This is a genomic window from Marinomonas sp. GJ51-14, from assembly GCF_055808695.1.
In genome coordinates, this window is sequence record NZ_CM147879.1 from 874,100 (window position 1) to 898,006 (window position 23,907).

Annotated in this window: 23 protein-coding genes and 1 pseudogene; 13 read left to right on the forward strand and 11 right to left on the reverse strand. The window is 40.6% G+C overall.

Annotation, left to right across the window (positions count from 1 at the left end; translation table 11 throughout):
- Positions 1–48 precede the first annotated feature (48 nt).
- The 6 genes from AC0L3Y_RS04315 to AC0L3Y_RS04340 form a co-directional block, all read right to left on the reverse strand.
- A complete protein-coding gene (locus AC0L3Y_RS04315; protein WP_473469212.1) occupies positions 49–903 on the reverse strand; it encodes a fumarylacetoacetate hydrolase family protein in 855 nt (284 codons plus the stop codon).
- Between the two features lie 61 nt (positions 904–964).
- Positions 965–1,912, reverse strand: a complete 948-nt coding sequence (locus AC0L3Y_RS04320; protein ID WP_473469214.1) for a substrate-binding domain-containing protein — start codon at positions 1,910–1,912, stop codon at positions 965–967.
- 91 nt (positions 1,913–2,003) lie between these two features.
- A complete protein-coding gene (locus tag AC0L3Y_RS04325; RefSeq protein WP_473469216.1) occupies positions 2,004–3,011 on the reverse strand; it encodes an ABC transporter permease in 1,008 nt (335 codons plus the stop codon).
- 22 nt (positions 3,012–3,033) lie between these two features.
- The gene (locus tag AC0L3Y_RS04330; protein ID WP_473469218.1) at positions 3,034–4,527 is read right to left on the reverse strand and encodes a sugar ABC transporter ATP-binding protein; all 1,494 of its coding nucleotides are present in this window, start codon (positions 4,525–4,527) and stop codon (positions 3,034–3,036) included.
- Positions 4,528–4,583: 56 nt separating this feature from the next.
- Positions 4,584–5,333, reverse strand: coding sequence for an SDR family oxidoreductase (locus tag AC0L3Y_RS04335; protein ID WP_473469221.1), 750 nt, complete (start codon positions 5,331–5,333; stop codon positions 4,584–4,586).
- A gap of 29 nt (positions 5,334–5,362) precedes the next feature.
- The gene (locus AC0L3Y_RS04340) at positions 5,363–6,883 is read right to left on the reverse strand and encodes a UxaA family hydrolase (RefSeq protein ID WP_473469223.1); all 1,521 of its coding nucleotides are present in this window, start codon (positions 6,881–6,883) and stop codon (positions 5,363–5,365) included.
- A 109-nt stretch (positions 6,884–6,992) separates the two neighbouring features.
- On the opposite strand from AC0L3Y_RS04340, the gene AC0L3Y_RS04345 reads away from it, so the two are divergent.
- The 4 genes from AC0L3Y_RS04345 (at position 6,993) to AC0L3Y_RS04360 (ending at position 9,737) form a co-directional block, all read left to right on the forward strand.
- Positions 6,993–7,685: a GntR family transcriptional regulator gene (locus AC0L3Y_RS04345; RefSeq protein WP_473469225.1), complete on the forward strand. Its 693-nt coding sequence runs from the start codon at positions 6,993–6,995 to the stop codon at positions 7,683–7,685.
- Between the two features lie 69 nt (positions 7,686–7,754).
- A complete protein-coding gene (locus AC0L3Y_RS04350; RefSeq protein ID WP_473469227.1) occupies positions 7,755–8,192 on the forward strand; it encodes an RbsD/FucU family protein in 438 nt (145 codons plus the stop codon).
- A complete protein-coding gene (locus AC0L3Y_RS04355; RefSeq protein WP_473469230.1) occupies positions 8,182–9,003 on the forward strand; it encodes an amidohydrolase family protein in 822 nt (273 codons plus the stop codon). The genes AC0L3Y_RS04350 and AC0L3Y_RS04355 overlap by 11 nt, the downstream gene beginning before the upstream one ends.
- Before the next feature lie 257 nt (positions 9,004–9,260).
- A complete protein-coding gene (locus tag AC0L3Y_RS04360; protein ID WP_473469232.1) occupies positions 9,261–9,737 on the forward strand; it encodes a helix-turn-helix transcriptional regulator in 477 nt (158 codons plus the stop codon).
- Between the two features lie 82 nt (positions 9,738–9,819).
- On the opposite strand, the gene AC0L3Y_RS04365 is transcribed toward AC0L3Y_RS04360, so the two are convergent.
- Both AC0L3Y_RS04365 and AC0L3Y_RS04370 read right to left on the reverse strand, forming a co-directional pair.
- On the reverse strand, positions 9,820–10,242 hold the full coding sequence (locus tag AC0L3Y_RS04365) for an organic hydroperoxide resistance protein (RefSeq protein ID WP_473469235.1): 423 nt from the start codon (positions 10,240–10,242) through the stop codon (positions 9,820–9,822).
- Positions 10,243–10,384: 142 nt separating this feature from the next.
- Positions 10,385–10,819, reverse strand: coding sequence for a MarR family winged helix-turn-helix transcriptional regulator (locus AC0L3Y_RS04370; RefSeq protein WP_473469237.1), 435 nt, complete (start codon positions 10,817–10,819; stop codon positions 10,385–10,387).
- A gap of 197 nt (positions 10,820–11,016) precedes the next feature.
- Here AC0L3Y_RS04370 and AC0L3Y_RS04375 point away from each other — a divergent pair, with 197 nt between their 5' ends.
- The 5 genes and pseudogenes from AC0L3Y_RS04375 to AC0L3Y_RS04395 all read left to right on the forward strand — a co-directional run bounded on the left by AC0L3Y_RS04375 (position 11,017) and on the right by AC0L3Y_RS04395 (position 15,402).
- Positions 11,017–11,295: a putative quinol monooxygenase gene (locus AC0L3Y_RS04375; protein ID WP_473469239.1), complete on the forward strand. Its 279-nt coding sequence runs from the start codon at positions 11,017–11,019 to the stop codon at positions 11,293–11,295.
- Between the two features lie 258 nt (positions 11,296–11,553).
- Positions 11,554–12,165, forward strand: a complete 612-nt coding sequence (locus AC0L3Y_RS04380) for a glutathione S-transferase family protein (RefSeq protein ID WP_473469242.1) — start codon at positions 11,554–11,556, stop codon at positions 12,163–12,165.
- A gap of 418 nt (positions 12,166–12,583) precedes the next feature.
- Positions 12,584–13,354 (forward strand): annotated as a pseudogene (locus AC0L3Y_RS04385) (ABC transporter ATP-binding protein); the annotation flags it as partial.
- A 3-nt stretch (positions 13,355–13,357) separates the two neighbouring features.
- Positions 13,358–14,344, forward strand: a complete 987-nt coding sequence (locus tag AC0L3Y_RS04390; protein ID WP_473469244.1) for an ABC transporter substrate-binding protein — start codon at positions 13,358–13,360, stop codon at positions 14,342–14,344.
- Positions 14,344–15,402, forward strand: a complete 1,059-nt coding sequence (locus AC0L3Y_RS04395) for a FecCD family ABC transporter permease (RefSeq protein ID WP_473469246.1) — start codon at positions 14,344–14,346, stop codon at positions 15,400–15,402. The genes AC0L3Y_RS04390 and AC0L3Y_RS04395 overlap by 1 nt, the downstream gene beginning before the upstream one ends.
- 24 nt (positions 15,403–15,426) lie before the next feature.
- On the opposite strand, the gene AC0L3Y_RS04400 is transcribed toward AC0L3Y_RS04395, so the two are convergent.
- Positions 15,427–15,894: an OsmC family protein gene (locus AC0L3Y_RS04400; RefSeq protein ID WP_473469249.1), complete on the reverse strand. Its 468-nt coding sequence runs from the start codon at positions 15,892–15,894 to the stop codon at positions 15,427–15,429.
- Between the two features lie 132 nt (positions 15,895–16,026).
- Between AC0L3Y_RS04400 and AC0L3Y_RS04405 the strand changes: the two genes are divergently transcribed.
- The 3 genes from AC0L3Y_RS04405 (at position 16,027) to AC0L3Y_RS04415 (ending at position 19,692) form a co-directional block, all read left to right on the forward strand.
- Positions 16,027–17,121, forward strand: coding sequence for a PA0069 family radical SAM protein (locus AC0L3Y_RS04405; protein WP_473469251.1), 1,095 nt, complete (start codon positions 16,027–16,029; stop codon positions 17,119–17,121).
- Positions 17,122–17,499: 378 nt separating this feature from the next.
- Complete coding sequence (locus AC0L3Y_RS04410) at positions 17,500–18,552, forward strand: DUF21 domain-containing protein (RefSeq protein WP_473469254.1); 1,053 nt, start codon at positions 17,500–17,502, stop codon at positions 18,550–18,552.
- Positions 18,553–18,642: 90 nt separating this feature from the next.
- Entirely contained in the window at positions 18,643–19,692 is a 1,050-nt protein-coding gene (locus AC0L3Y_RS04415; protein WP_473469256.1) for a peptidase M42, read from the forward strand.
- 19 nt (positions 19,693–19,711) lie between these two features.
- Here the strand turns inward: AC0L3Y_RS04415 and AC0L3Y_RS04420 are convergent, their stop codons facing one another.
- On the reverse strand, positions 19,712–20,239 hold the full coding sequence (locus tag AC0L3Y_RS04420) for a DUF7482 domain-containing protein (protein ID WP_473469259.1): 528 nt from the start codon (positions 20,237–20,239) through the stop codon (positions 19,712–19,714).
- 134 nt (positions 20,240–20,373) lie between these two features.
- Positions 20,374–22,434: a sigma-54-dependent Fis family transcriptional regulator gene (locus AC0L3Y_RS04425; protein ID WP_473469262.1), complete on the reverse strand. Its 2,061-nt coding sequence runs from the start codon at positions 22,432–22,434 to the stop codon at positions 20,374–20,376.
- 382 nt (positions 22,435–22,816) lie between these two features.
- On the opposite strand from AC0L3Y_RS04425, the gene AC0L3Y_RS04430 reads away from it, so the two are divergent.
- Positions 22,817–23,905, forward strand: a complete 1,089-nt coding sequence (locus AC0L3Y_RS04430; protein ID WP_473469264.1) for an ABC transporter ATP-binding protein — start codon at positions 22,817–22,819, stop codon at positions 23,903–23,905.
- The last annotated feature ends 2 nt before the right edge of the window (positions 23,906–23,907 follow it).

Consider the following 23,907-nt stretch of genomic DNA (forward strand, 5'->3'; position numbering starts at 1 on the left):
TTGGGTTAGTCACATCTAAATACAGATACCAATATGGCTTTTATTCAATTAAGCCTTAACCACTTTTTGACATTGCACACCAAGCTTATCAATGCCCAATTTCATTTCCTCACCACCTTTCAAATAAATAGGAGGGTTGAAACCTAGGCCAACGCCTGGTGGTGTACCCGTTGAAATAATGTCACCTGGTTGCAGGCTCATAAAACGACTACAGTAAGCAATTAAATGTGGGACTTTAAAAACCATAGTGGATGTAGAACCATTCTGGTAACGCTTACCATCTACTTCTAACCAAATGCCAAGATCATTGAAATCACCCACTTCATCAGGCGTCACTAACCAAGGGCCTGTTGGACCAAACGTATCGCACCCCTTACCCTTGTCCCAGGTTCCCGTGCCTTCTAGTTGAAAAGCGCGTTCTGAGACATCATTGATGACACAAAAACCAGCAACGTGTTTCATTGCATCCGCTTCGGAGATGTCACTACCACCTTCACCAATAACAACACCTAACTCCACTTCCCAATCTGTTTTTTCTGAGCCTTTTGGAATTTTTACATCATCATTCGGCCCCACCATTGCTGAGGTCCATTTACCGAAAATAACAGGCTCTGCAGGTACAGGCATTCCAGACTCTGCTGCATGGTCAGCATAGTTAAGGCCAATACAAATGAATTTACCCACATTGGTTACACAAGCGCCTAGACGTAAATCTTCTTGAGGTGTCCCTTCAACTAATGGTAATGAATTGATATCAATAGATTGTAAATGCGCCATAGTCGCCGCACTTAAATGTTCATCAGCAAGATCCGGAATGATGGATGATAAATCACGAACGCGTCCGTCATTATCAAGCAAGCCTGGTTTCTCTTGTCCTAATGGGCCGAAACGTACTAATTTCATTATTAATTCCTCTTATAAAAAAGAAAATGACCTGTATTAACAGGTCATTTCTTGATAACAATTAATCGTAAAGAACCGCAGCGATTTTTGGATCGTCAACGTTTTCAGCTGTGTAATAGTAGAAACCAGTATCAATAATTTTTGGTACAGATTTTCCCTGAAGCGTTAATACAGCTGCTTTTACTGTTTCATAACCGATACCCACTGGATTCTGAGTAATAGCACCTGCCATCAAACCACTACGAATGGCATCAACTTGAGCTCGACCAGAGTCGAAACCGATAATAACGAGGTCTTTGGCATTTGATTCTCGCGCTGCATTTACAACACCAACAGCAGAACCTTCGTTAGTACCAAACATACCTGCTAATTTTGGATAAGAAGTCAGAATAGCGCGTGCTACTTCAGTCGACTTAAGCTGATCGCCATCACCATATTGAACGGTTACAACGTCTATATTTGGGTAGGCTTGTTTCATACGATTAAGAAAACCATCGCGGCGATCCATGCCAGTTGTTCCTGTTTGGCTGTGAGCAACAACTGCCACTTGACCTTTACCACCAATCAAAGCAGCCATTTTATCTGCAGCCAAAGCAGAAGCAGCAATGTTATCTGTTGTTGCCGTTGTGACAGGAATATTACTCGCTACACCACTATCAAACGCCACAACTGGAATGCCAGCTTTTTGAGCTTTACGTAGCAATGGAATAGCGGCTTGGCTATCCAATGCAGCAAAACCAATGGCTGCAGGCTTGTTCGCTAATGCTGCGGCAAGCATATCTATTTGACGATCCACTTGCGCCTCTGTATCCGGCCCTTCAAAAGTCACTCGAACATCAAACTCTTCAGCAGCCTGGTCTGCACCTTGCTTAACAGCTTGCCAAAATTGATGCTGAAAACCCTTTGAAACCAATGGGATATATAGTTGGTCATCCGCTTTTACAAGAGACGATGTAGCCATAATAGATGCAGCGCTGATTAAACCGATTAGCATACGACGTGAAAACATATCTGTTCCTCCATTTACTTTTTATTTTTGAGGTTCACTTTCTAACGTGGCGGAATGCCACCATTCTTTTATTAAACTTAATTCTTTTGCATTACTTTGATTTCTGGCGACGAACCATGTCCGCATACACAGCCAAAATAATGATGATGCCAGTAATAACTGTCTGCCATTCTTGTGCCACAGACAAAACCCGTAAGCCGTTGGTTAGTACTGCCATAATAAGAGCTCCAATAAGAGTCCCTATAATGGTTCCTCGACCACCAGATAAAGACGTACCACCAATAACAACAGCAGCAATGGCCTCCAACTCATAACCCAAACCAAGAGCTGGCTGAGCTGAATTCAAACGTGACGAAATCAAAATGCCAGCAATACCACAGATGCCACCAGCCACAGAGTAAATAGCAATTTTCCAACGATCCGTATTTACGCCGGATAAACGTACTGCTTCTTCATTGGAGCCAATACCAAAGCAGTAACGACCTAGCACTGTTTTACTTAAAACATAGCTAGCCACACCTGCGACGACGAATAGAATCAGTACGCCATTTGGGATCGGTAGGAAAGGTAATACCTCACCAATTAACGAGCCTCGTGAAATAGCGTCATAACCTTCCGTATTGTTAAAATAAATAGGACGTGCGCCACTAACGACTAAAGACAAACCTTTTAATATCAGCATCATGCCTAAGGTTGCGATAAATGGTGGAATTTTCATTTTGGCAACAAAGGAGCCTGAACAAAAACCGCAAAATGCACCAGCCAACACAGCACCAAGTACACCGACAGGTAAAGGCAGGTTCATATTGGTTAATAACACTCCTGCAATCACCGCGGTAAAGGTCATTAAGGTACCAACAGATAGATCAATACCACCGGAGATAATAACCAGAGTGGCTGCCACTGCTAGCACGCCATTAACAGAGGTCGCCTGTAAAATGGCTAACATATTCGACGTTTGCATAAAGTTAGGGGAGGCGACAGAAAAAACCGCCAGTAAAACGATCAAACTGGTAAATGCTAATAACCGCTGATGGGCTGTTATGTTTATCAGTTTTCTGATTAACGTTGGGGACGTTGCTTGGCCTTCGGTTGTCATTATTTTTATCTCCTGTTAGCCGTTATTGAGTGGCTAATGCCATAATTTGTTCTTGTGTTGTATCTTTTCCACCAGGCAAAATACCGGTTAATTTGCCTTGGCACATAACTGCGATTCGATGACTCAAACGCATCACTTCAGGTAACTCAGAAGAGATCACTATGATGGCTCTACCTTGCTCCGCTAATGACTCGAGTAATTTATAGATTTCTGCTTTAGCACCCACATCAATCCCACGGGTTGGCTCATCAAAAATCAAAATATCGCAATCTCTTAATAACCATTTGGCGATAACCACTTTTTGCTGATTACCGCCGGAAAGAAAGCCAACTTCCTGCTTATCTGATGGTGTTCGAATACCCAGTTTCTGGATGTAATCATTAGCAACATCTTCCATTTCAGGCTCATTCAACACACCAAAAGAATTGGTAAATTTGCTCAAAGTTGCCATGGCGACGTTTGCTCTAACATCCATACCTAACGCCAGCCCAAAGTGCTTACGGTCTTCTGATAAATAACCAATACCTGCCGCTACCGCATCATTAGGTGATGCAATTTGACATGTTTTACCGTTCACTAATATCTCACCAGAATCGATAGGATCAGCGCCAAAAATAGCTCGTGCTACTTCCGTTCGCCCTGCTCCCATCAAACCTGCGAAGCCAAGTATTTCGCCTTTCTTCAAAGAAAAATTTACATCTTTTATTTCTTTGCCACGATTCAAATTTCTAACTTCTAGCAAGGTTTGAGCATCTGACAAGTCTGGAATATTGACGTGCTCGTCTTTGACTTCTCGGCCTACCATCATGGAAATGATTTTAGTCAATGGTGTATTTTCAGCTTCAACAGTACCTATGTACTCGCCATCACGCATTACAGTCACTCGGTCCGCAATCTTCTTGATCTCGTCCATTTTGTGGCTGATGTAAATAATGCCAACACCTTCTGACTTTAAGCGACGAATAATGACAAACAACTCAGCAATTTCAGCATCATTTAATGCGGCTGTTGGCTCATCCATAATCAGCACTCGTGATTGGTATGAAAGTGCTTTGGCAATTTCAACCATTTGCTGTTTTGCCACGGTCAGAGACCCAATCTCAGTCGTTGGATTAAGATCAAAGTTCATTTTTTTGAAGATGTCTTCAGCTTGATTATTCAAAGCTTTTTCGTCAATGACACCAAATAATGAACGAGGCTCACGACCAATAAATACATTCTGAGCAACAGTCAGATCATTCATCAAACTAAGTTCTTGATGGATAATGCCAATCCCTGCCTTTTGAGCCGCTTTAGGGCCATCAAATGAAGTCGCGATGTCATCCACTTTAACTGTGCCACCGTCTTTTTGATAAACGCCAGACAGTATCTTCATTAAAGTCGACTTTCCGGCACCGTTCTCTCCCATCAGTGCATGTACTTCACCTTTATACAGGTCGAAATCCACACCTTTAAGACAATAAACACCGGGAAATCGTTTTTCTATTCCACGCATTTCAACCAATAACGGCATCATCTTCACTCCGTAACAAATAGTAGATTGACTCGGTTTAGCATCTAATAAAAATAGACCTAAATAGTCACGCCACCATCGACTAATAAAGACTGCCCAGTTACAAACGCGCTTTCATCCGATAATAGATAAACAATCATAGGAGTAATATCGCTTACTTCTGCAAGACGCCCCATTGGCTGGCGAGCAATGAAATTTTTCTGAGCCTGTACTGGATCTGGTGCCGAATTAATTCGTCCACGCAAAGAAGGCGTATCAACCGTACCAGGACAAATCGTATTACAACGTATACCTTGTGTTACGAAATCAGCAGCAATACCTTTTGACAAACCAATTACCGCTGCTTTTGTTGCTCCGTAGGCCGTTCGCATTGGAAAGCCTTTAATAGAAGACGCCATTGAAGCCATATTTAATACAGAAGCAGTACCTGTAATTTTGGCTTGTTCTATCATGCCTGGAAGAAATACTCGGCACATACGCATCATTGATGTGACGTTCAAATTTACACTGAATTCCCAGTCTTCATCACTGATGTCTAGCACTGTACCGTTATGAACAACACCTGCACAGTTAAATAAACCGTCAAGGTTAGGCATCTGTTCAGCAAATGATTTAATTGCTTTCGCATCCATTACATCTAGTACGTGTGTCTGGATACTTGGGCAATCTTTTTTCAAGGACTTCAATGCCGCTTCATTAATGTCGGTAGCGATAACATTTGCACCTTCATTCATGCACGCTTCAGCACTTGCACGACCCATACCTTGACCCGCGGCTGTTATTAATATTGTTTTGCCTTTAAGTCTCACAATCATTTCTCCGTTTTAATAGGTAACAACTACATGACAGCGCCGATTTGCCAAGGCACGAATTCTGCCCCACCAAAACCTAACGCTTCACTTTTTGTTTCTTCGCCTGAAGCAATTCGAATAATTAATTCAAACAACTCATGACCTTTTTCTTCGATAGACACACCGCTCGAAACGATATCACCACAGTTCAAATCCATGTCCTCTTGAAGTCGGCTATACATTTCTGTATTTGTCGCCAACTTTATACAAGGTGTGGGTTTATAGCCTGAAACAGAACCTCGACCGGTGGTAAAAATAATCATGTTGGCACCAGATGCCACTTGCCCTGTTACAGAGCAAGGGTCAAAGCCAGGACTATCCATGAATACAAAACCTTTCTTATTAATTGGTTCTGCAAATAAGTACACATCCGTCAATGGCGCACTACCACTTTTAGCAACAGCACCTAATGATTTCTCAAGAATGGTAGTTAAGCCGCCTGTTTTATTACCTGGGCTTGGATTGTTATCCATTTCACCGCCATTACGAGCACAGTAATCTTCCCACCAATGGATACGGCGAATAAGTTTTTCTCCCACATCCTTAGAAACAGCACGTCGGGTTAATAAGTGTTCAGCGCCATAGATTTCAGATGTTTCGGAAAGAATGGTTGTACCGCCATGTTGAACAAGTAGATCTGAGGCATAACCCAGTGCTGGATTAGCCGTAATACCAGAATATCCATCTGACCCGCCACATTGCATACCAACCATAATCTCTGAGACAGGAGCAGGTGAACGTTTAGCTTTATTCGCCTCATCAGCCAAAAGGTGGAGTTCTTGCAAACCTTTTTCTATGGTTTTACGTGTACCGCCTTCAGATTGAATTGTCATATAACGAAAGGCTGCACTAGGCTCTTTCCCCTCGACCAGGCTAGATACTTGCAATACTTCGCAACCCAACCCCACTAATAAGATGCCGCCAAAATTAGGATTCTGGGCATAACCTGTCAGTGTACGATGTAGAGTTTGATAGCCTTCGCCTTCACCGGACATACCACAACCTGTGCTATGAACAATAGGAACAATGCCATCAATATTTGGGTAGTTTTTCAGAAAATCGACTTTGTTAGCTGCTTCTTCAATGAATCGAGCAACAGAGCCAGCGCAATTTACCGATGTCAAAATACCGAGATAGTTACGCGTTCCCACTTTGCCATTAGCGCGGTGGTAACCGTTAAAAGTACGAAGAGTTAATGCTGGTGTAAGTGGCGTACTTTGTTGAGAAAAAGCATAATCTTGAAGATGCTCACCCATGCCCATGTTTTTCACATGTACATGTTCACCAATAGCAATAGATTGAGTGGCCTGACCGATGATCTGACCATAACGAATGATATTGTCCCCTTTGGCAATTTGCTGAATAGCAACTTTATGGCCTCTAGGTACATAGTTAAGCAGTGTGACGTCGAAATCATTCAGTTTACTGCCTTCGGCAAGATCACTTAAAGCAATAACGACATTATCGTTATTATGTAAACGAATGGTTTGTATGGACCCAATGATCATGGGTTATCCCCTGTTCTAAATTCACATTTAATTATTGTTGTTGTATATTTAAACTAGCACCAACATAATCAGTCGTCAACTAACATGTTAGTATAAAGGAAAGAAAATTATGGCAGCGTCATCGCTTAATAAAGTTGAGAACTTGAGCGGCTCACTGTCTCAACGCGTTTATCAGTCATTACGAGAAGCTATATTGTCGATGCAATATCCACCCGGCACAGTGATTCGAAAAGGCGCTATTTGTGAACAGCTCGGTGTATCGAGATCACCAGTGGCAGAAGCTTTAGCTCGTCTTTCTGCAGAAGGATTGGTGGATATCATTCCTCAATCTGCTACTAAAGTATCTTGTTTCTCAATGGATGAAATCCGTGAAGCTAGCTTCTTAAGACAGGCATTAGAAATTGCGGCGGTAGAAAAAGTTACGCTAGAGCGAACACCAAAACAGTTAGCTGCCTTGACTCGAAACATTCGTATGCAGGAATTGTTAATTGAAGATAAAGACTTTGTAGGGTTTTATGAAGCCGATGAAGAATTTCACACCATGTTAATGAATTTTACTGGGTTTAATGGTGTGCCTCAGGTGCTAGAAAGTGTTTCTTTGCATTTAACGAGAGCTCGTATGCTGGTATTACCAGACGAAGGACGACCAAAAGAAACAGTCAAAGAACACAGAGCTATTTTAGCGGCGATTAAAAACCAAGATGTCGATGCAGCACGAGAAGCAATGAAATCTCACATTGGTCAATTGATTCCGCGAATTCTACCTTTAGAGGAATCTCATTCCGAGTATTTCAAACCCTAGTACATCACATTTAAAAATAGACAGACCGTAAAACACGTCCATACCCAATAAAAATAAGAGGGATACAAAATGCTTTACAACATACCCAGCCTGATCACTCCAGAACTACTTTATGCTATGAGAGCAATGGGGCACGGTGATGAATTACTCATCACAGATGCAAACTTCCCAGCTACTAGTCATGGGCAAGAATGTATTCGATTAAGTGGCGTAGACAGCTCAGAAGCACTCATTGCTATTTTAACTTTACTGCCAATTGACACTTTTGTAGACAACCCTTTTATTACAATGGAAGTTGTCGACAATCCAGATATAACACCCCCGACTGTCCAAGATTTCGCTCAGATCATTCAGAAAAAAACAGCCTTTAGCTCTTCACCTATAGGATTGGAACGTTTTGAGTTTTATGAACGTGCGAAAAAAGCCTTTGTCATTATTCAAACTTCAGACATTCGCCCTTATGCCAATATCATCATCAAAAAAGGCGTCATTAATCATGCGAATTGATGCTCATCAACATTTCTGGCGACTACAGCGAAATGACTACGGCTGGCTTACTCCAGAATTAACAAAGCTGTACAAAAACTTTGAACCAAACGATTTAGCCCCTTTACTAAAACAACATAAAATCGATGGTACAGTGCTAGTACAGGCGGCACCAACCGATGCAGAAACAGATTTCTTACTACAACTGAGCGAACAAAATGACAGCATAAAAGGCGTCGTCGGCTGGGTGGATTTTGATAATTTAGAGGCTTCAAAACGTATCATAAACTTGGCGACACACCCAAAACTTGTTGGCTTGCGTCCCATGATTCAAGACATTGAAGATATAGACTGGATGCTAAGACCGAATGTCGCAAAAGCGTTACAGACGATGAGTAAAACTGGCCTTGTATTCGACGCTCTAGTTATGCCCAAACATTTAAAAAACCTGAAACAAGTCATCAAACAAAACCCAAACTTAAGCATTGTGATAAACCATGCCGCCAAACCCAATATAAAAGATCAAGAGTTCGCACAGTGGCACTCTGATATATCCACCTTTCGCGAGCACCAGCAAGTAAGCTGTAAACTATCTGGCTTGGTAACGGAAGCCAAAGATAATTGGCAAGCAAAAGACTTATACCCCTATATCGACACACTCTTCGAAGTATTTGGTGATCAACGGGTTCTTTGGGGGAGTGATTGGCCTGTCTGCTTACTTGCTAGCTCTTATGAGAAATGGTTCAAACTCGTTGAGCTTTACCTGTATGAAAAGAAACAATCTAGCGACGCTGTTCTTGGAGGCAATGCGCTTAGAATTTATGAAATTTAATCACTGCCTTACTTAAATACCCTTTCATCATCTATTGTTACTTATCTGTCATATTAGCCATGTATGCTCATTTTATATACACACCATTTCAGTAATTGGAGATGATATAAAATGAAAATGAAGGATCAATTAGACAGTGCTCAACCCATGAAAAAGCACAAGACTAAATCGAAGAAAGCCGATTTAAAAAAGAAAAAACGAGCTAAACTGGAAGCAAAGAAACAATCAAAAGAAAAAAACAGGCCAACCTTGCACCATTGCCAACACCTGCAGAAAAGGTAGAAAAGCCATCCAAAGTAAAGGAGCCAACGACAGCAAAAGAGATAACGACTACTTCGACCGCACCATCTATTGCGGAACCACCTGTTTCAAATACAACGCAGCCAATTACCAACACCACGGATACTCAAACAGTTCGAACACGTGCATCAAAAAGCTTAACACCAATGACGAAAGCACAGCAGCGTGTCGCCATTAATAAAATAATTAAGAGTTTGATATTAGATGAGATTACCCAAGGCGCTGCATTACGTGAGTTACGTGTAAGTGTTCTAGGGTTAAAACAAGAAGCTTATACAGAACTCACTGGTGTTTCTCGTAAAACCTTATCCGAAATTGAAAACGACAAGGGTAACTACACACCAGAAACCATCAACAAAGTCTTTCAACCTTTTGAGCTAAAAATGGCTCTAATGCCAACATCAAGCTCTACCTTAAAAACACTTTTACGTTAATTAAAAACAATCAAATGTTCTATATTTTAAACACAAAAAACCTTCGGTATGATTTCTATACTCGAAGGTTTTCTCATTTCTATTACTTCACTGAAATTGTAACATCAATGTTGCCACGAGTTGCATTTGAATAAGGGCAAACCTGATGCGCGGCTTCAGCTAATTCCTCTACTACGTCTTTCTCAACACCAGGAATATTAACTTCCAACTCTGCACTTATAGTAAAACCTTCACCTTTAGTATTTGGGCCAATACCAATTGTCGCCGTAACATTTACGTCAGCAGGTATGTGGATTTTTTTCTGTGAAGCCACCAACTTTAATGCACCAATAAAACAAGCAGAATAACCCGCGGCGAAAAGCTGTTCTGGATTTGTACCTTCGCCACCAGCACCACCTAATTCTTTTGGCGTACTTAAAGAAATGTCCAATTTGTTGTCAGAAGAAGTAGAACGACCATCACGGCCACCAGTAGATGTTGCTGTTGCACTGTAAATTGCTTGCATGATTGATACCCTTAAATTAGATGTTTTTTGTGAATAAACATTTAGCAATATAGTTATCGCGATAATAATATTACTAAATAAAAGCTCAGTTGTTCTGAGCTGTTGAATTTATGTTATTGCAATAAACATTATCGCGCAATAATTATTTTATTAGTTTCTTTTTTAAAGCGACCAGTTGCTTCTGTAAAGCCTGAATCTCATCTAAATCCATTCCACAAGCTTCAATTACGCAGCGATTTACAATCAACCCTTTTTCTCTCAGCTTTTGACCTTTTTCAGTCAGAGCAATACTTAAACTTCGATCGTCTTCTACACCACGTAGTCGCTTAACCAAACCATCGGCTTCCATTCGCTTGATAACTGGAGTTAATGCTCCCGACTTTTGTCCAAGAGCTTCACCAATGTGCTTCAAGCTAACGCCATCTTGTTCCCACAAAATTAGCATGATTGTATATTGCGGATACGTTAGCCCAATTTCTGACAAAGGCTCTTTATACAACTGCGTCATAGCAAGAGATGTAGAGTACAAAGCAAAACATAATTGGTTATCGAGTAGTAATGGATTATCTAATTTCATAAGGTCTCATAAGTCGTTGCGCAAACAATTATAGCGATAATAGTTGAGCATTTTACACATTTATATGATTTACCACACCACCATGATTTATAGAATTCGGACAGATATCGCGTATTTATCTCTGCTATATTCGTATTTTTTTATTGGTTGTCTGTACACTGAAAGTCGCCCTTAAAACCATCAAGGAGTAATCCATTATGTCGAAAGTAACATTGAGTGGTTATATTGAAGTACCTAAAGAAGATGCAGACACGATCAATCTTGAGCTACCAAACCATATAGCACTGACTCGGCAAGAAAGGGGCTGCATTACATTTACAGTAACCAAAAACCTAGAAAAACCATATCGATTTGATGTCTATGAAGAATTTATTGATAAGGCCGCCCTTGAAAAGCACCAAGCCAGAGTCAAAGCCTCCCATTGGGGTAAAGTAACTCAAAACGTTAAACGGTTTTATAGGATCACAGAGGATTAGAAGCAATATCAAATACTCACCAACTATTTTTTTGGGTGCTATAACGATCAACATTCAGGTACAAGCATGGATCGACTAAAAGTAATCTAAAAAAACAACCAGCTGGGAAGAAGGTCTTTCTTAATAATTCCCTCTATCCATCAAATTACGTTACACCTGCTATCAATTAAATTTGCTTTTCTCCGTCTCTTTATTAATAGAAGATAAGGAATCAACTTAGCGCTTATTAATCAACACCATACGATGTAGGAATGCTTTATGGTTTTACACGACTTTTTACCTTCAGGGAACGGTTATAAAATCCGTTTATTATGTGCCTGTTTAGGGCTTAAAGTGACACTAAAAGAATACGACATTACCAAAGGCGAGACACGAACTGAGGCGTTTTTGACGCTTAGCCCTAATGGAAAAATTCCTGTTTTAGAATTAGATAATGGTGAAGTATTGAGCGAGAGTAACGCTATTCTGTTATATCTTGCGGAGCAACATGGATCGCCATTATTACCAACAGACCTAATAGCAAAGGCCGCTGTGTATAAATGGTTATTTTGGGAACAATACAGTCACGAACCAAGCATTGCTTCCGTACGTTTTTGGTTAACACACAATGCCATGAACGCGCTAAAAGAGCAGATGCTTCCTGACCGTATTCAGCAAGGTAACGCGGCATTAAAGTTAATGGACAACACATTGCAAAACCAAACTTTCTTAATTGGTGAGGCAATAACATTGGCAGATATTTGTTTGTTCGCTTACACCCATGTGGCAGAAGAAGGCGGCGCTTATCAATTAAGTGACTTCCCAAATGTGCAGCGTTGGATTAAAACCATCGAATCACAAGATTGGTTTATTCCAATCTCTCAGCGTTAACACTTTTTCAAAAGAGTATTCTCTTCTAAAAGTAAAAGCGACATCTTGTCGCTTTTACTTTAACTTCCTTATTAAAATCCACACTGAATATCCATACTCTTACCTTCATTCATCCCCTTGCTAAGCCTCTTCATTTAATCACTGCATGTAAAGATGAAAATTCTCACGATTTCGTCGCTTGTTCATGTAAAGCCAGCTACGTATAGTCTGCGGTGTTGAAACTGTGTTTGTCTTTACACCCTTTAATGTTATATTATAACATTATTGAACTTATGGAATCCGATTACCCTTGATTGACAATACCCATTCCAATCCGCATTCACAGCAAAATGATGCGTTGCCTTCCTGTTTTTCAGGTTGCCAACCCGCCGCTTTGATACTAGATAATGTGTCTTGGTCCCCTTACAAAGACAAACCCTTACTCGCACCCATTAGCTTATCGGTTAATGCCGGAGAGTTTGTTGCTGTCGTGGGTCCGAATGGTTCAGGAAAAACCAGCTTATTGCGTTGCCTTTATCGTGTAAACAAACCCACTGCTGGCCAAGTTTTAATGGATGGAAAAGACATCTGGGCGCTTTCTGCTCGCCAATGCGCGCAACGTATCGCAACCGTTTTACAAGACACTGGCGCTGAGTTTGGTTTGAGTGTTTTTGAGATGATCGAGATCGGTCTAACGCCAAAGTCGACCAATTGGAAACGTACAAACGAAGACGTTGATATTATCAATGACGTCTTAGCCTTGTTAGATGTATCTCACCTTGTGGATCGCTCATTTAGCTCATTGTCTGGCGGCGAACGCCAGCGCGTTATGATTGCCCGTGCTTTAGTACAAAACCCAGACATTCTGATTCTAGACGAACCAACCAATCATTTGGACATTCGCCATCAGCTCGAAGTGCTGGAACTACTCGTAACGCTTCCTTGTACTATTATTGTGTCTTTGCATGACCTGTCTCTTGCGTCGGCTTACGCGGATCGCGTTTTGGTGATGAAAGAAGGTCAGATGCAAGATTATTCCACACCCCAAAGCGTATTTACTCAGGAACAAATACGACAAGTATTTGATGTGGAAACCGTCATTGATGAACACCCAATCACACAACGACCACGATTTTCCTTTTACTTAAACAATAAGCAGCTAAACAAAAAGCACTTAAATGCAAAACAGCTCGATAAAAAGCAGGATTAGCTTATGACTCTTTCAACTCGCCAACACATCAAACCTGCTTATTTTGTCATCACAGGTTTGATGTTCTGTGTATTACAAACAAATGCATTACAAGCCGCTGAGTCTCATTACCCAGTTCAAGTAAAAAGTTGTGATCGTACGGTAACCTTTAATCAAGCACCGAAAGCAGCGATTCCAAACGATTCAAACTTAACCGAAATGATGCTGGCATTGCGCCTTCAAAATCACATGGTGGGGTTTACAGGTGTATCTGGCTGGAAAACCTTAGACGCAGAGTTACGCAAAGACATTGGTGAACTGCCTGAGCTCTCTCCCAAATACCCAACTAAAGAAGTCTTACTTGGTGCAGACGCTGACTTCTATTTTGCTGGTTGGAACTATGGCATGCGAGTCGGCGGTGGCGTGACGCCTGATACATTGGCACCGTTAGGTATTAAGGTGTATGAACTGACCGAAAGCTGCATTCATATCATGGACAAACCAAAAGTGTCTTTGAACGACATGTACAACGATTTATTAAATTTAGGTCGTATTTTTAATGTCGAAGAACGTGCAAATAACTTAGTCGATGGCTATAAAAAAGAACTCGACGCCTTCCAAGAAAACCTAGCGCCACTAGCTCAACCCGTCAGTGTATTTGTCTACGACTCAGGCGAAGAACAACCATTTACCGCAGGACGACATGCCATGCCAACCGCTTTAATTGAAGCGGCTGGCGGCAAAAACATCGTCGATGATGTACGAAAAAGCTGGATTCAAATTGGTTGGGAATCTGTCATTGATCGCGCACCTGAAGTGATCGTCATCGTGAATTATGGCGAAGTAACTGCGCAGCAAAAAATAGATTTCTTACGCAGCAACTCTGCGTTCAGTGATATTCCAGCGGTTAAAAATAATCGCTTTGTCGTTTTAGAATACGTTGAAGCAACACCCGGTCCGCGTAATATTGAAGCGATCAAACGCTTAGCTAAGGCCTTTAGAACAGAATAATGAACGCACCCAAACAGAAAACCATGTACATCGCTAAAATACCTTTACGATTTCTATTATTAGCATTGAGCCTTTTACTCATTATTTTAATGGGCATCGCCATTGGCGTTGGTTCAGTATCGATTTCGCAATCAACGATTTGGGGCATTATTGGTAATAAACTGTCCTTTACCAATAGTTTACCAACTTGGTCTATGGGGCGAGAAAACATTGTCTGGTCAGTTCGTATGCCTAGAGTGATCTTAGCGGCGATTGTGGGTGCCACTCTCGCCGTTGTCGGGGCCGCGTTACAGTCAGTGACTCGAAATCCGTTGGCTGATCCTCATCTGTTGGGGATTTCGTCTGGTGCCGCATTGGGCGCCATTATTGCCTTGTTACATACCGGCATGATTTTAGGTGTGGTGACTGTGCCTGTATTTGCCTTCCTTGGAGCACTCTTTGCAATGTGTCTTGTATTAGGCGTAGCAAACTTCTCCATGGCACACAGCGCAGGTAGATTGATTCTTGCCGGTGTTGCGGTGGCGTTTGTGCTAACGGCATTGGGAAATTTGTTTATCTTCATGGGCGATCATCGAGCATCGCACACAGTGATTTTCTGGATGCTAGGCGGATTAGGTCTCGCACAATGGGGACAACTCTGGTTTCCGTTTTTGACTTTATTATTGGGTGCAAGCTACCTTATTTACAAAGCAAGGTATCTGAATGCCATGATATTAGGTGATGAATCCGCCAGTACCTTAGGCGTACCAGTGCAGCGCTTTCGTCTTATCGTGATTGTGGTGTGTGCCTTATTAACTGGAGCCGCAGTCGCATTCTCGGGCGTGATTGGCTTTGTCGGTTTGATGGTGCCACACATTGTGCGTTTATTGGTTGGCGGGGATTACCGAAAAATCCTACCTTTGTCGGCGTTATTCGGCGCATTATTTTTGGTCTTCGCCGACATCATTGCCAGAGTCATTATTCCACCAGAAGACATGCCAATCGGTATTTTAACTGGCTTGGCGGGTGGCATCGCCTTTGTCTTCCTAATGAGACAAAGACGTAACGTGGCCTTATAACTCTCACTACATTGTCATGAGCCACTAGACACAAAAAGCATCATCAACTCGAACATCAGTCAGTATTGAATTGGCAATAAAGCAAGCTTCATGGGATTGATGGTGCAACTCTTGTAAAACCTGAGCACTCGGTCTTTCTCCAACAAAAGTCACATCCGGTTTTAATACCACTTCCGTCATCATCATTTTTCCATTCGAACCAATGGTCAAGGTGCCGACAGCCTTATCTGTGTATTGATCTACAATCAATTTTCTACGTGATGCAAAATCGAGAAAAAATAACATATGACAACTTGATATGGACGCAACAAAGGCTTCTTCTGGGTCAACATTGTCTGCAATCGACATGGGAACAGGGACAATATGCGGTGAAGATGAAGCTGGAATCACTACGCCACCTTCGAATTTCCATTCGTGTGCTCGACTGTATTCTCGGCTCAAAAAATCTTGAGAGTGACGTTTCCATTCCACTGTAGCAAAGTATTCCGACATAAAGACTTACCCTTGTAATTGTCATTTTTTAAGACTCTTATATTAGCAGTAAAGCAAACTTAATAAGCCTTGCATTATGAATTGTAAACAATCAATATACTGTACATATATACAGTAAAAGGTCGCTTATTTATGTCTACTCCGAACAATAAAAACCCCTTTCACCAGCCAATCAAAGGCCGAGGTACAGCCAACAATCTCGTTGGGCGTTTTGCGATCACCTTAGTAGAAGTAGATGAAAATGACGAAACCGTAGCATTATTAGAAACCTCGTCGCCAATAACTGAAGTTCGCTATGAAAGAGCAAAAACCATCATCAGCCGAAATAATTCACCTGATATTCCATTCAGACAATCTATCAATCCTTACAAAGGTTGCGAGCATGGTTGTATTTATTGTTTTGCACGGCCAGCCCATGCCTATTTAGATTTATCACCTGGATTAGATTTTGAAACAAAGTTAATCGCGAAGACCAATGCCGCCTATTTGTTTGAAGAAGAGCTGGCTAATCCTAATTATCGTTGTGAACCGATCGCGCTTGGTATTAACACAGACGCATACCAACCAATTGAGAAAGAACTAAAAATTACTCGCAAGTTATTACAAATTGCCTTGTCTCATCATCAACCTATTTCACTCATTACTAAGAGCACATTAATTCTTCGTGACATAGATTTATTAACTAAAATGGCAGAAAAAAAACTCATTCATGTCGCGATTAGTGTGACAACATTAGACAATCATTTAAAACGTATTTTAGAACCAAGAACCGTATCGGGAAAAATTCGATTGCAAGTTATTCAAAAACTACGTGACGCTGGCATTCCAGTTAGTGTTCTCGCTGCACCTATTATTCCTTTTATTAATGACCATGAGTTAGAAGATATTATTGCGGCTACTGCAAAATCGGGTACTCAATCTATTAATTATATTATGTTGCGTCTTCCACATGAAGTGGCCCCTTTATTTGAAGATTGGTTGAAACAGCATTATCCAGATCGTGCTGAACATGTATTAAAAAGAATTATGGACATGCGTGGAGGAAAACTTTATGACAGTCGTTTTGGAAAACGTATGACAGGTGAAGGAATTTTCTCTGATATTATTAATCAACGATTTCACCTAGCAAGAAGGAAATATGGACTCAATGATAATCGACTCAGCTTTCTGGATTGTCGTCAGTTTAAGGTACCGCCAAAAAAAGGTGATCAAATCGCTCTTTTTTAGAATCATCATTAAAAATAAAAAACTATCACTTGATTTTTTATTTGGTTTATATATTTAAATAAAAAAATCCATTTTTAAAATAACAAAAACTAAATTTTAAACTCCAAAAAATCTAAAAAAACACCACCCATAGCATGATTAAAAACCATAATTTAATCAAACATCTAGATTTAAAACATCTATAAAAAATACACGATAAAAAATTTTTGTTGATTTATAAAAATTTATTCTAAAACAAATGCTATTATTAATACTTAATAAACACTACAATCTTTATAGATTAAAATTCACATAAAACCATAAAATTAAAAAAATCATAGTAATTACTTCGTTAACTTTTATCGAAAAAAAATAGAAATATAAAAAATGGATAATCAAATGACAACAGAAATTATAATTTGGTGTGCAATTTTTCTTTGCATTTCACAGTCTGCAATTTTTTCTGGGTTAAATCTCGCCTTTTTTTCAATCAGTAGACTACATTTAGATGTTGAAGCTAAAAAAGGTAATAAAGCAGCAAAAATTGTTTTGAAGCTTCGAAATGATTCTAACTTTTTATTAGCAACCATTTTATGGGGAAACGTTGGTATTAATGTTTTATTAACCATGCTTTCTGATTCTGTCCTTACTGGGCTAGGTGCTTTTTTATTTTCTACTATTGCCATTACCGTAATCGGTGAAATAACACCCCAAGCTTATTTTTCACGTAACGCATTAAAAATGGGAAGTCTCTTATCTCCTATTATTCGCTTCTATCAATTTTTATTTTACCCTGTGGCTAAGCCAACAGCACTTATTCTTGATGCTTGGCTAGGTAAAGAAGGTATTACTTATCTTGAAGAGAAAGAACTTCGTAATATTATTCGTCAACATATAACTGCAGAAGAAGCCGATTTAAATCATGTTGAAGGTATTGGTGCTTTAAATTTCTTTGCACTTGATGAAATACACGTAGCTCAAGAAGGTGAAGTAATTGATCCAAAATCAATCATCCCTTTACCTATCAAATTAGACTTACCAATTATTCCAGAGTTAACTCAAACACCTGATGATCCTTTTCTTACATTAATCAACAAGACGAATTACAGTTGGGTGATATTAACTGACCTTAAAGGCGAGCCCTTGCTTGCTTTGGATGCAGACGGTTTTTCACGTGCCGCCATATATCAAAAAGACAATTTCGATCCTTACAGCTATTGTCACCGCCCTGTAGTCATTAAAGATGGTTCCACTGCATTAAATGACGCCATGTTAAAAATGAAACTGAATACCTCTACAGATAAAAACTTTGATGGCGATATTGAGCATGATGTTCTGCTGATTTGGGGAGAGGAAAAACGCATTATTACAGGCGGAGATATCTTTGGATTGCTATTAAAAGGCATGTCATCTACAGAGCAATCAACGGACAAAAAAACCAATAAAGAATAAATTAAGAATTGATAAAAAAATGTTATGTAAATCGCGATATTCAGTTTATAAACATGCTTTAGATTCTTCCTATTATTGGATTCTTATTGCATGCCTAGTGATGATTTTATTGATTTGCTTAAACTCCTTGTTCGCCAACCTAGCGTTGTCGGTGCGGAACATTCTTTTTTCCGAATCTTACAGCGCGAGCTAGAAGAAGGTGGGGCAAAAGTTACTTGGTATGAAGGCTTATTAGTGGCTCAAGGCAGTGATCCTTTTAGCACTATGTTTTCAGCTCATATTGATCGCCATGGTTTGGTTTGCACTGGACCAAATGAGTTTCAATACGCCGCATTTGTCTCTGCCAATCGCACGGATTTATTAAACAACTCTGTATCAGAAGAATTAATGAGCAAGGTAACAGAGCGCTTCAATCATGAAGAAGTGTACGCTTACGAACCTTGGTCTGGTGTTTATCGCGGAAAAGGCGTCATCAAAAAATCTTACGTATGTGAATTTAGAAACAACTTAATCTTCGAGATTGATGGTTTAGAAAGTGTTGTTGCTGGCACTCCCATTGCGTTCAAAGACCAACTCAACATCATAGACAATCGTTTAGAAGGCCAGCTCGATAACGTCATCTCAGCGGCGGCATTAGTACATCTTTTTAGTCTTGGATTTAAAGGAACAGCATTTTTTACCGCTCAAGAAGAAGCGGGTAAAAGCTGGCGTTATTTACTTGAATGGTTCCGTCGTTTCGGTGGTTCAACCAATCGTTTATTTGTTGTTGATACCAGTCCATTTCCAAACATCGAAGCGGCCAACAAACAACATTTGGTATTACGTGAAAAAGACGCTAACGCCACCTTTAATCAAGACAGCACTGAATTACTTGAAAAGCTTTGCATACACAAAAAAGTCCCTTATTTGTATAAAAACCGCTATGTAGAAAATGAAAACAGTAAACGTGCCGAACAAGGTTTACCACCAAATTCCTTGGGCAGTACCGAGCTCGGTCGAATTATCGCTGCGTCTAATGGCTTAGTGGATGGCACAACAATACAAATCCCGACCATCGGCTATCATACAATGCATGAATCGGCCGCGGTGGAATCTGTTGATGCATTTTTAGACATGCTAAAAGTGGTATCGAATATTTGATTTAATGTTTTATAGCGCTTTAACTTTCTAAGGCGAAAGGAATAACAGGGCAATTGAGCACAACATCCGTTCGAGTGATGGTAACCAAGCCCTGATCTTCCGCCACAAAAATAGCTTCTTCAGACGTCAATTCATAAACCTTGCTTGGATCATTCCAAACCACTGTGTACATCAACCAAAGTGGAGAATAATGTCGATCGCGACTCTCTGGTCCTAATGGCTTAGGAACAGAAGCAAAAACGCCTTTGTCTTGTTCTTGATTCGGAAAATCATAAACACGCTCTAAAGCGGTTTTCACTTGAGGTGGCTTTGGATATTTCGGCACAGCATCGCGCAAACGTGGCGCGTAGTTGGCATTTTTTGCCTTGGCTATCACTCGGTCAGAGACATCCGTGGTTATGTATAAAACTTCTTCACCATCATGCCACCCTCGATGCAAAGGTAAGCTAACGGTTTCCTGTTGAATACCATGATCCTTATTAGAATAGGTACTGCATGACGCTAGTACTAACACAGCGAATAATCCTAAAAGGCATCGATTAAACATCAACTAAACTCCAGATTTTTGAATAACAAAAAGTTGTGAATACACATTATTAACTACATCTCTGAGAAAGCCTAATGTGATTATTAGGCTTTATAGTATTTATATGAAAATAGAGTGTTTTTAAACATAAGAGTTCAATCACTTTCTTCTTTCAATTTTGCGTATTTATAAACCGTATTTCGACTCACTCCAGCGGTTTTCGCTGTTTGTGACACATTACCTTTGAATTCGCTTAACAATCTAGGAATCAACTTTTCTAGCGGTTCTGCTTGCTCAACATTGAGGTTTGATGACAGTTCTTCCATTGCATCTAAGTCATCAAAAAAATCATCCGGTAAATGCCACTCTTCGAGTGTTTCTTCATCCGCCATAGCCATACCGACTTTAAGTACATGAGCAAGTTGACGTATGTTTCCTGGCCATGGATGTGTAACCAATAAATCTATCATTTCTTCCGATAACTCTGGGCCAGGTTCTTCTTTTCGTAATCGATTATGCAGGTACTTGATCAATTCAGCCTTATCCGTGCGTTCCCGCAAAGCAGGTAATTTAATGTTCAAACCTGAAATCCGATAATATAAATCTTGTCGAAAACGACCTTCTTTGATTTCGGTTTTAAGCGCCCTGTTTGTTGCTGAAATAAGTTTAATATCAACAGGATACACTTCTGTGGACCCCAAAGGAGTAACAACACGTTCTTGTAAAACTCGCAACAACCGCGATTGTACAGCCATGGGCATTTCACCAATCTCATCAAGAAATAATGTACCTCGATGGGCACGGCGAATCAGTCCAATGGAACCTTTATTTTGAGCACCAGTAAAAGCGCCTTTTTCATAACCAAAAAGTTCAGATTCAACTAAATCAGAAGGTATAGCTGCACAGTTTACTGCCACCAACATCTCTTTCGAACGAGAGCTGTGATAATGCAAACTACGTACAAAAATTTCTTTTCCTGCACCGGTTTCACCATGAATCAGAATAGGAATATCTTTCTCCATAATCTTATGAGCTTGGTTAACTAGACGCTCAACATTTTCATCGCCATGCTGTAATTCAGCCAATGGAATAACATTATCTGGCACATTTGGAGGTGTTTTTTTATCCGCTTCAACCATTTTTTCAACCGTTCTTTGAGTTGTCGAACTTTTCACCTGAAAACTCTCTTCTTTTGTGCTTTCAGCTTGATTATCGTTACTCGCTGCATAGGCACTTAACTGTGAAGGCGACACATAATCGGCACGCTGACGAAAATCAGGCACGCGCATGACTTGTTGTACTGGTGGAATCACTTTGACATAAAACTGGTAACGTCCCATAGCGATCAATTTCATCGGTAAACTGGAAGGGTGATGTTTGATTTCACGCATTTCAATGTCGAATATTTGGTTAATATTCAACAAGGCTAAATCTCGTGCTAAAACCACTTCAGCTCGACGGTTTGCGGAAACGATAGTGCCGTTTTCGTCTAGCACCAAAATACCCGACCAATGACTGTCCAAACTGACCACGTTAGTATTAAAACTCAGAATAAAATGCTCTTGTTGAAAGGCGGAAAAAATCAGACGATTTTCTACACTCAGCGACATAAGCTTCACCATTCCGAAGGTGTGGTCTTGTGGTAAATAAGCGTCCGAGGAAATATCTAACACACCTACTAAATCGTTTTTCGTATTGTAAATAGGCGATGCGGAACCCACCATAAAACGATTGGCTCTTAAAAAATGCTCGTCTCGGCCAACTTGAATGGCCTCCCCGGTAATCAAAGCAGTACCAATTGCATTGGTGCCTGCGCCCATTTCGCTCCATTGATTACCGCCAACCAAACCATGCTCTGCAGCACTACCAAAACGAGGCTGTCCCCACGTATTCAGCACATGCCCTTGACGATCAGCTAAGACAATCATACAGGCAGAATTACTAAGAATATTTTCATAGTAGGGCAGTACTTCGTTCTCGGTGGTTTCCAACAAACTACGATGTTGATCCACTAAATCGTTCAAGGTGCCCTTAGGTAAGGTGGCAAAATCAGGACGACTGCCATGATCCAATCCAAACTGCTCACAGCGATACCACGAATCTTGAATTCGATCTTTATGACTCTGCTTGAGCCCTCCTTCCTGCGTGGAATCCGAGTCCTCTGATACGTTAACGTCTTGTTGATTTTGTTGTTGTTTTTCATCTTCGTCTTGCATATCCAGCTCCAAAATCACTGGGGCGAAGGAGCGTAAACCCATGCGCCTTTCTATCATCGACACCCATAAAAGCAACGGTCAAAAAGAGTACGAACTGTGCACAAGGTGTTCATTATTATGGATGAACTGTAAACACTTTGAACACTCCTGAACAGCCCTCTTTCGAAAATGAAAACACCTCAAATGTATGACAAATACAAAAAAACACCTTAACTTTCAATAAGATAAAAACACACAAGAGAAATAAAATAGTTTTGGCATGGGATTTGTAATGTAACTTGGGATATGTGTGTGTTCACTTTTCAACGTAAACACTCGGTTTCCAAAAAGTATTACCGTGAACACAGAATAAAAAAATAATAACAACAAGAAGGTATCGACAATGTCTTTGACGCTGCAGAATGTATCGCGCGTTGTTGAAGGTGAAACCTGGATCGATCAAGTCAATCTGACTCTAGAACCAGGATCTTTCAATGTTCTACTAGGCAGAACCCTGTCTGGTAAGACGACGCTGATGCGACTCATGGCGGGTCTTGATAGACCTACCACTGGTAAAATTATCATGAATGGCGTGGACGTCACCGGTGTGGCAGTTCGTGAACGCAATATTTCCATGGTGTACCAACAATTCATCAATTATCCCAATCTTACGGTTTACGAAAACATCGCCTCACCACTTCGTCTTGCAAAAATGGATGAAGCGGAAGTTGATCGTCGAGTTCGTGAAACTGCCGAAATGTTGCGCATCGATTCTTTCTTAGATCGTCTTCCATTACAGCTTTCTGGTGGTCAGCAACAACGTACTGCCATGGCACGAGCGCTGGTAAAAGATTCTCAAATTATTCTTTTCGATGAACCTTTGGTCAATCTCGATTACAAATTACGTGAAGAATTACGCCAAGAGCTACGAGCTTTATTTAAGGCACGTAACTGTATCGCCATTTACGCAACCACAGAGCCAAACGAAGCACTTGCTCTTGGCGGTAACACCGCAGTATTAAACGAAGGCCGCTTGTTACAAATGGGGCCAACGGCTGAGGTTTACCACCAACCAAAAGACATCATCACAGCAGAAATGTTTTCTGAACCGCCAATAAATATTGTGCCTGGTCGAGTCAATGAAGAAGAAGTTACCTTCGATGACACTGTACATTTCCGTTTAAATAACGACTTACGTCGCCTAACACCAGGAGAATATCAATTTGGTGTGCGCGCTTCTCATATTGGTTTGGTACCACACTCTGATGATGATTTGGAATTACCAGTTCGAGTTGATTTAGCAGAGATAAGTGGATCAGAAACCTTCTTGCACGTTCACAACCAACATTTCGATTTGGTGTTGCATTTATCTGGTGTTCACGCTTACCAAGTGGACCAAGAAATTAAGGTTTACTTTCCAACGCACAAACTTTATGCCTTTGACGACCAAGGCAAAATGGTGCATTCCCCAGCACGAATGAGGGAGCAATAACC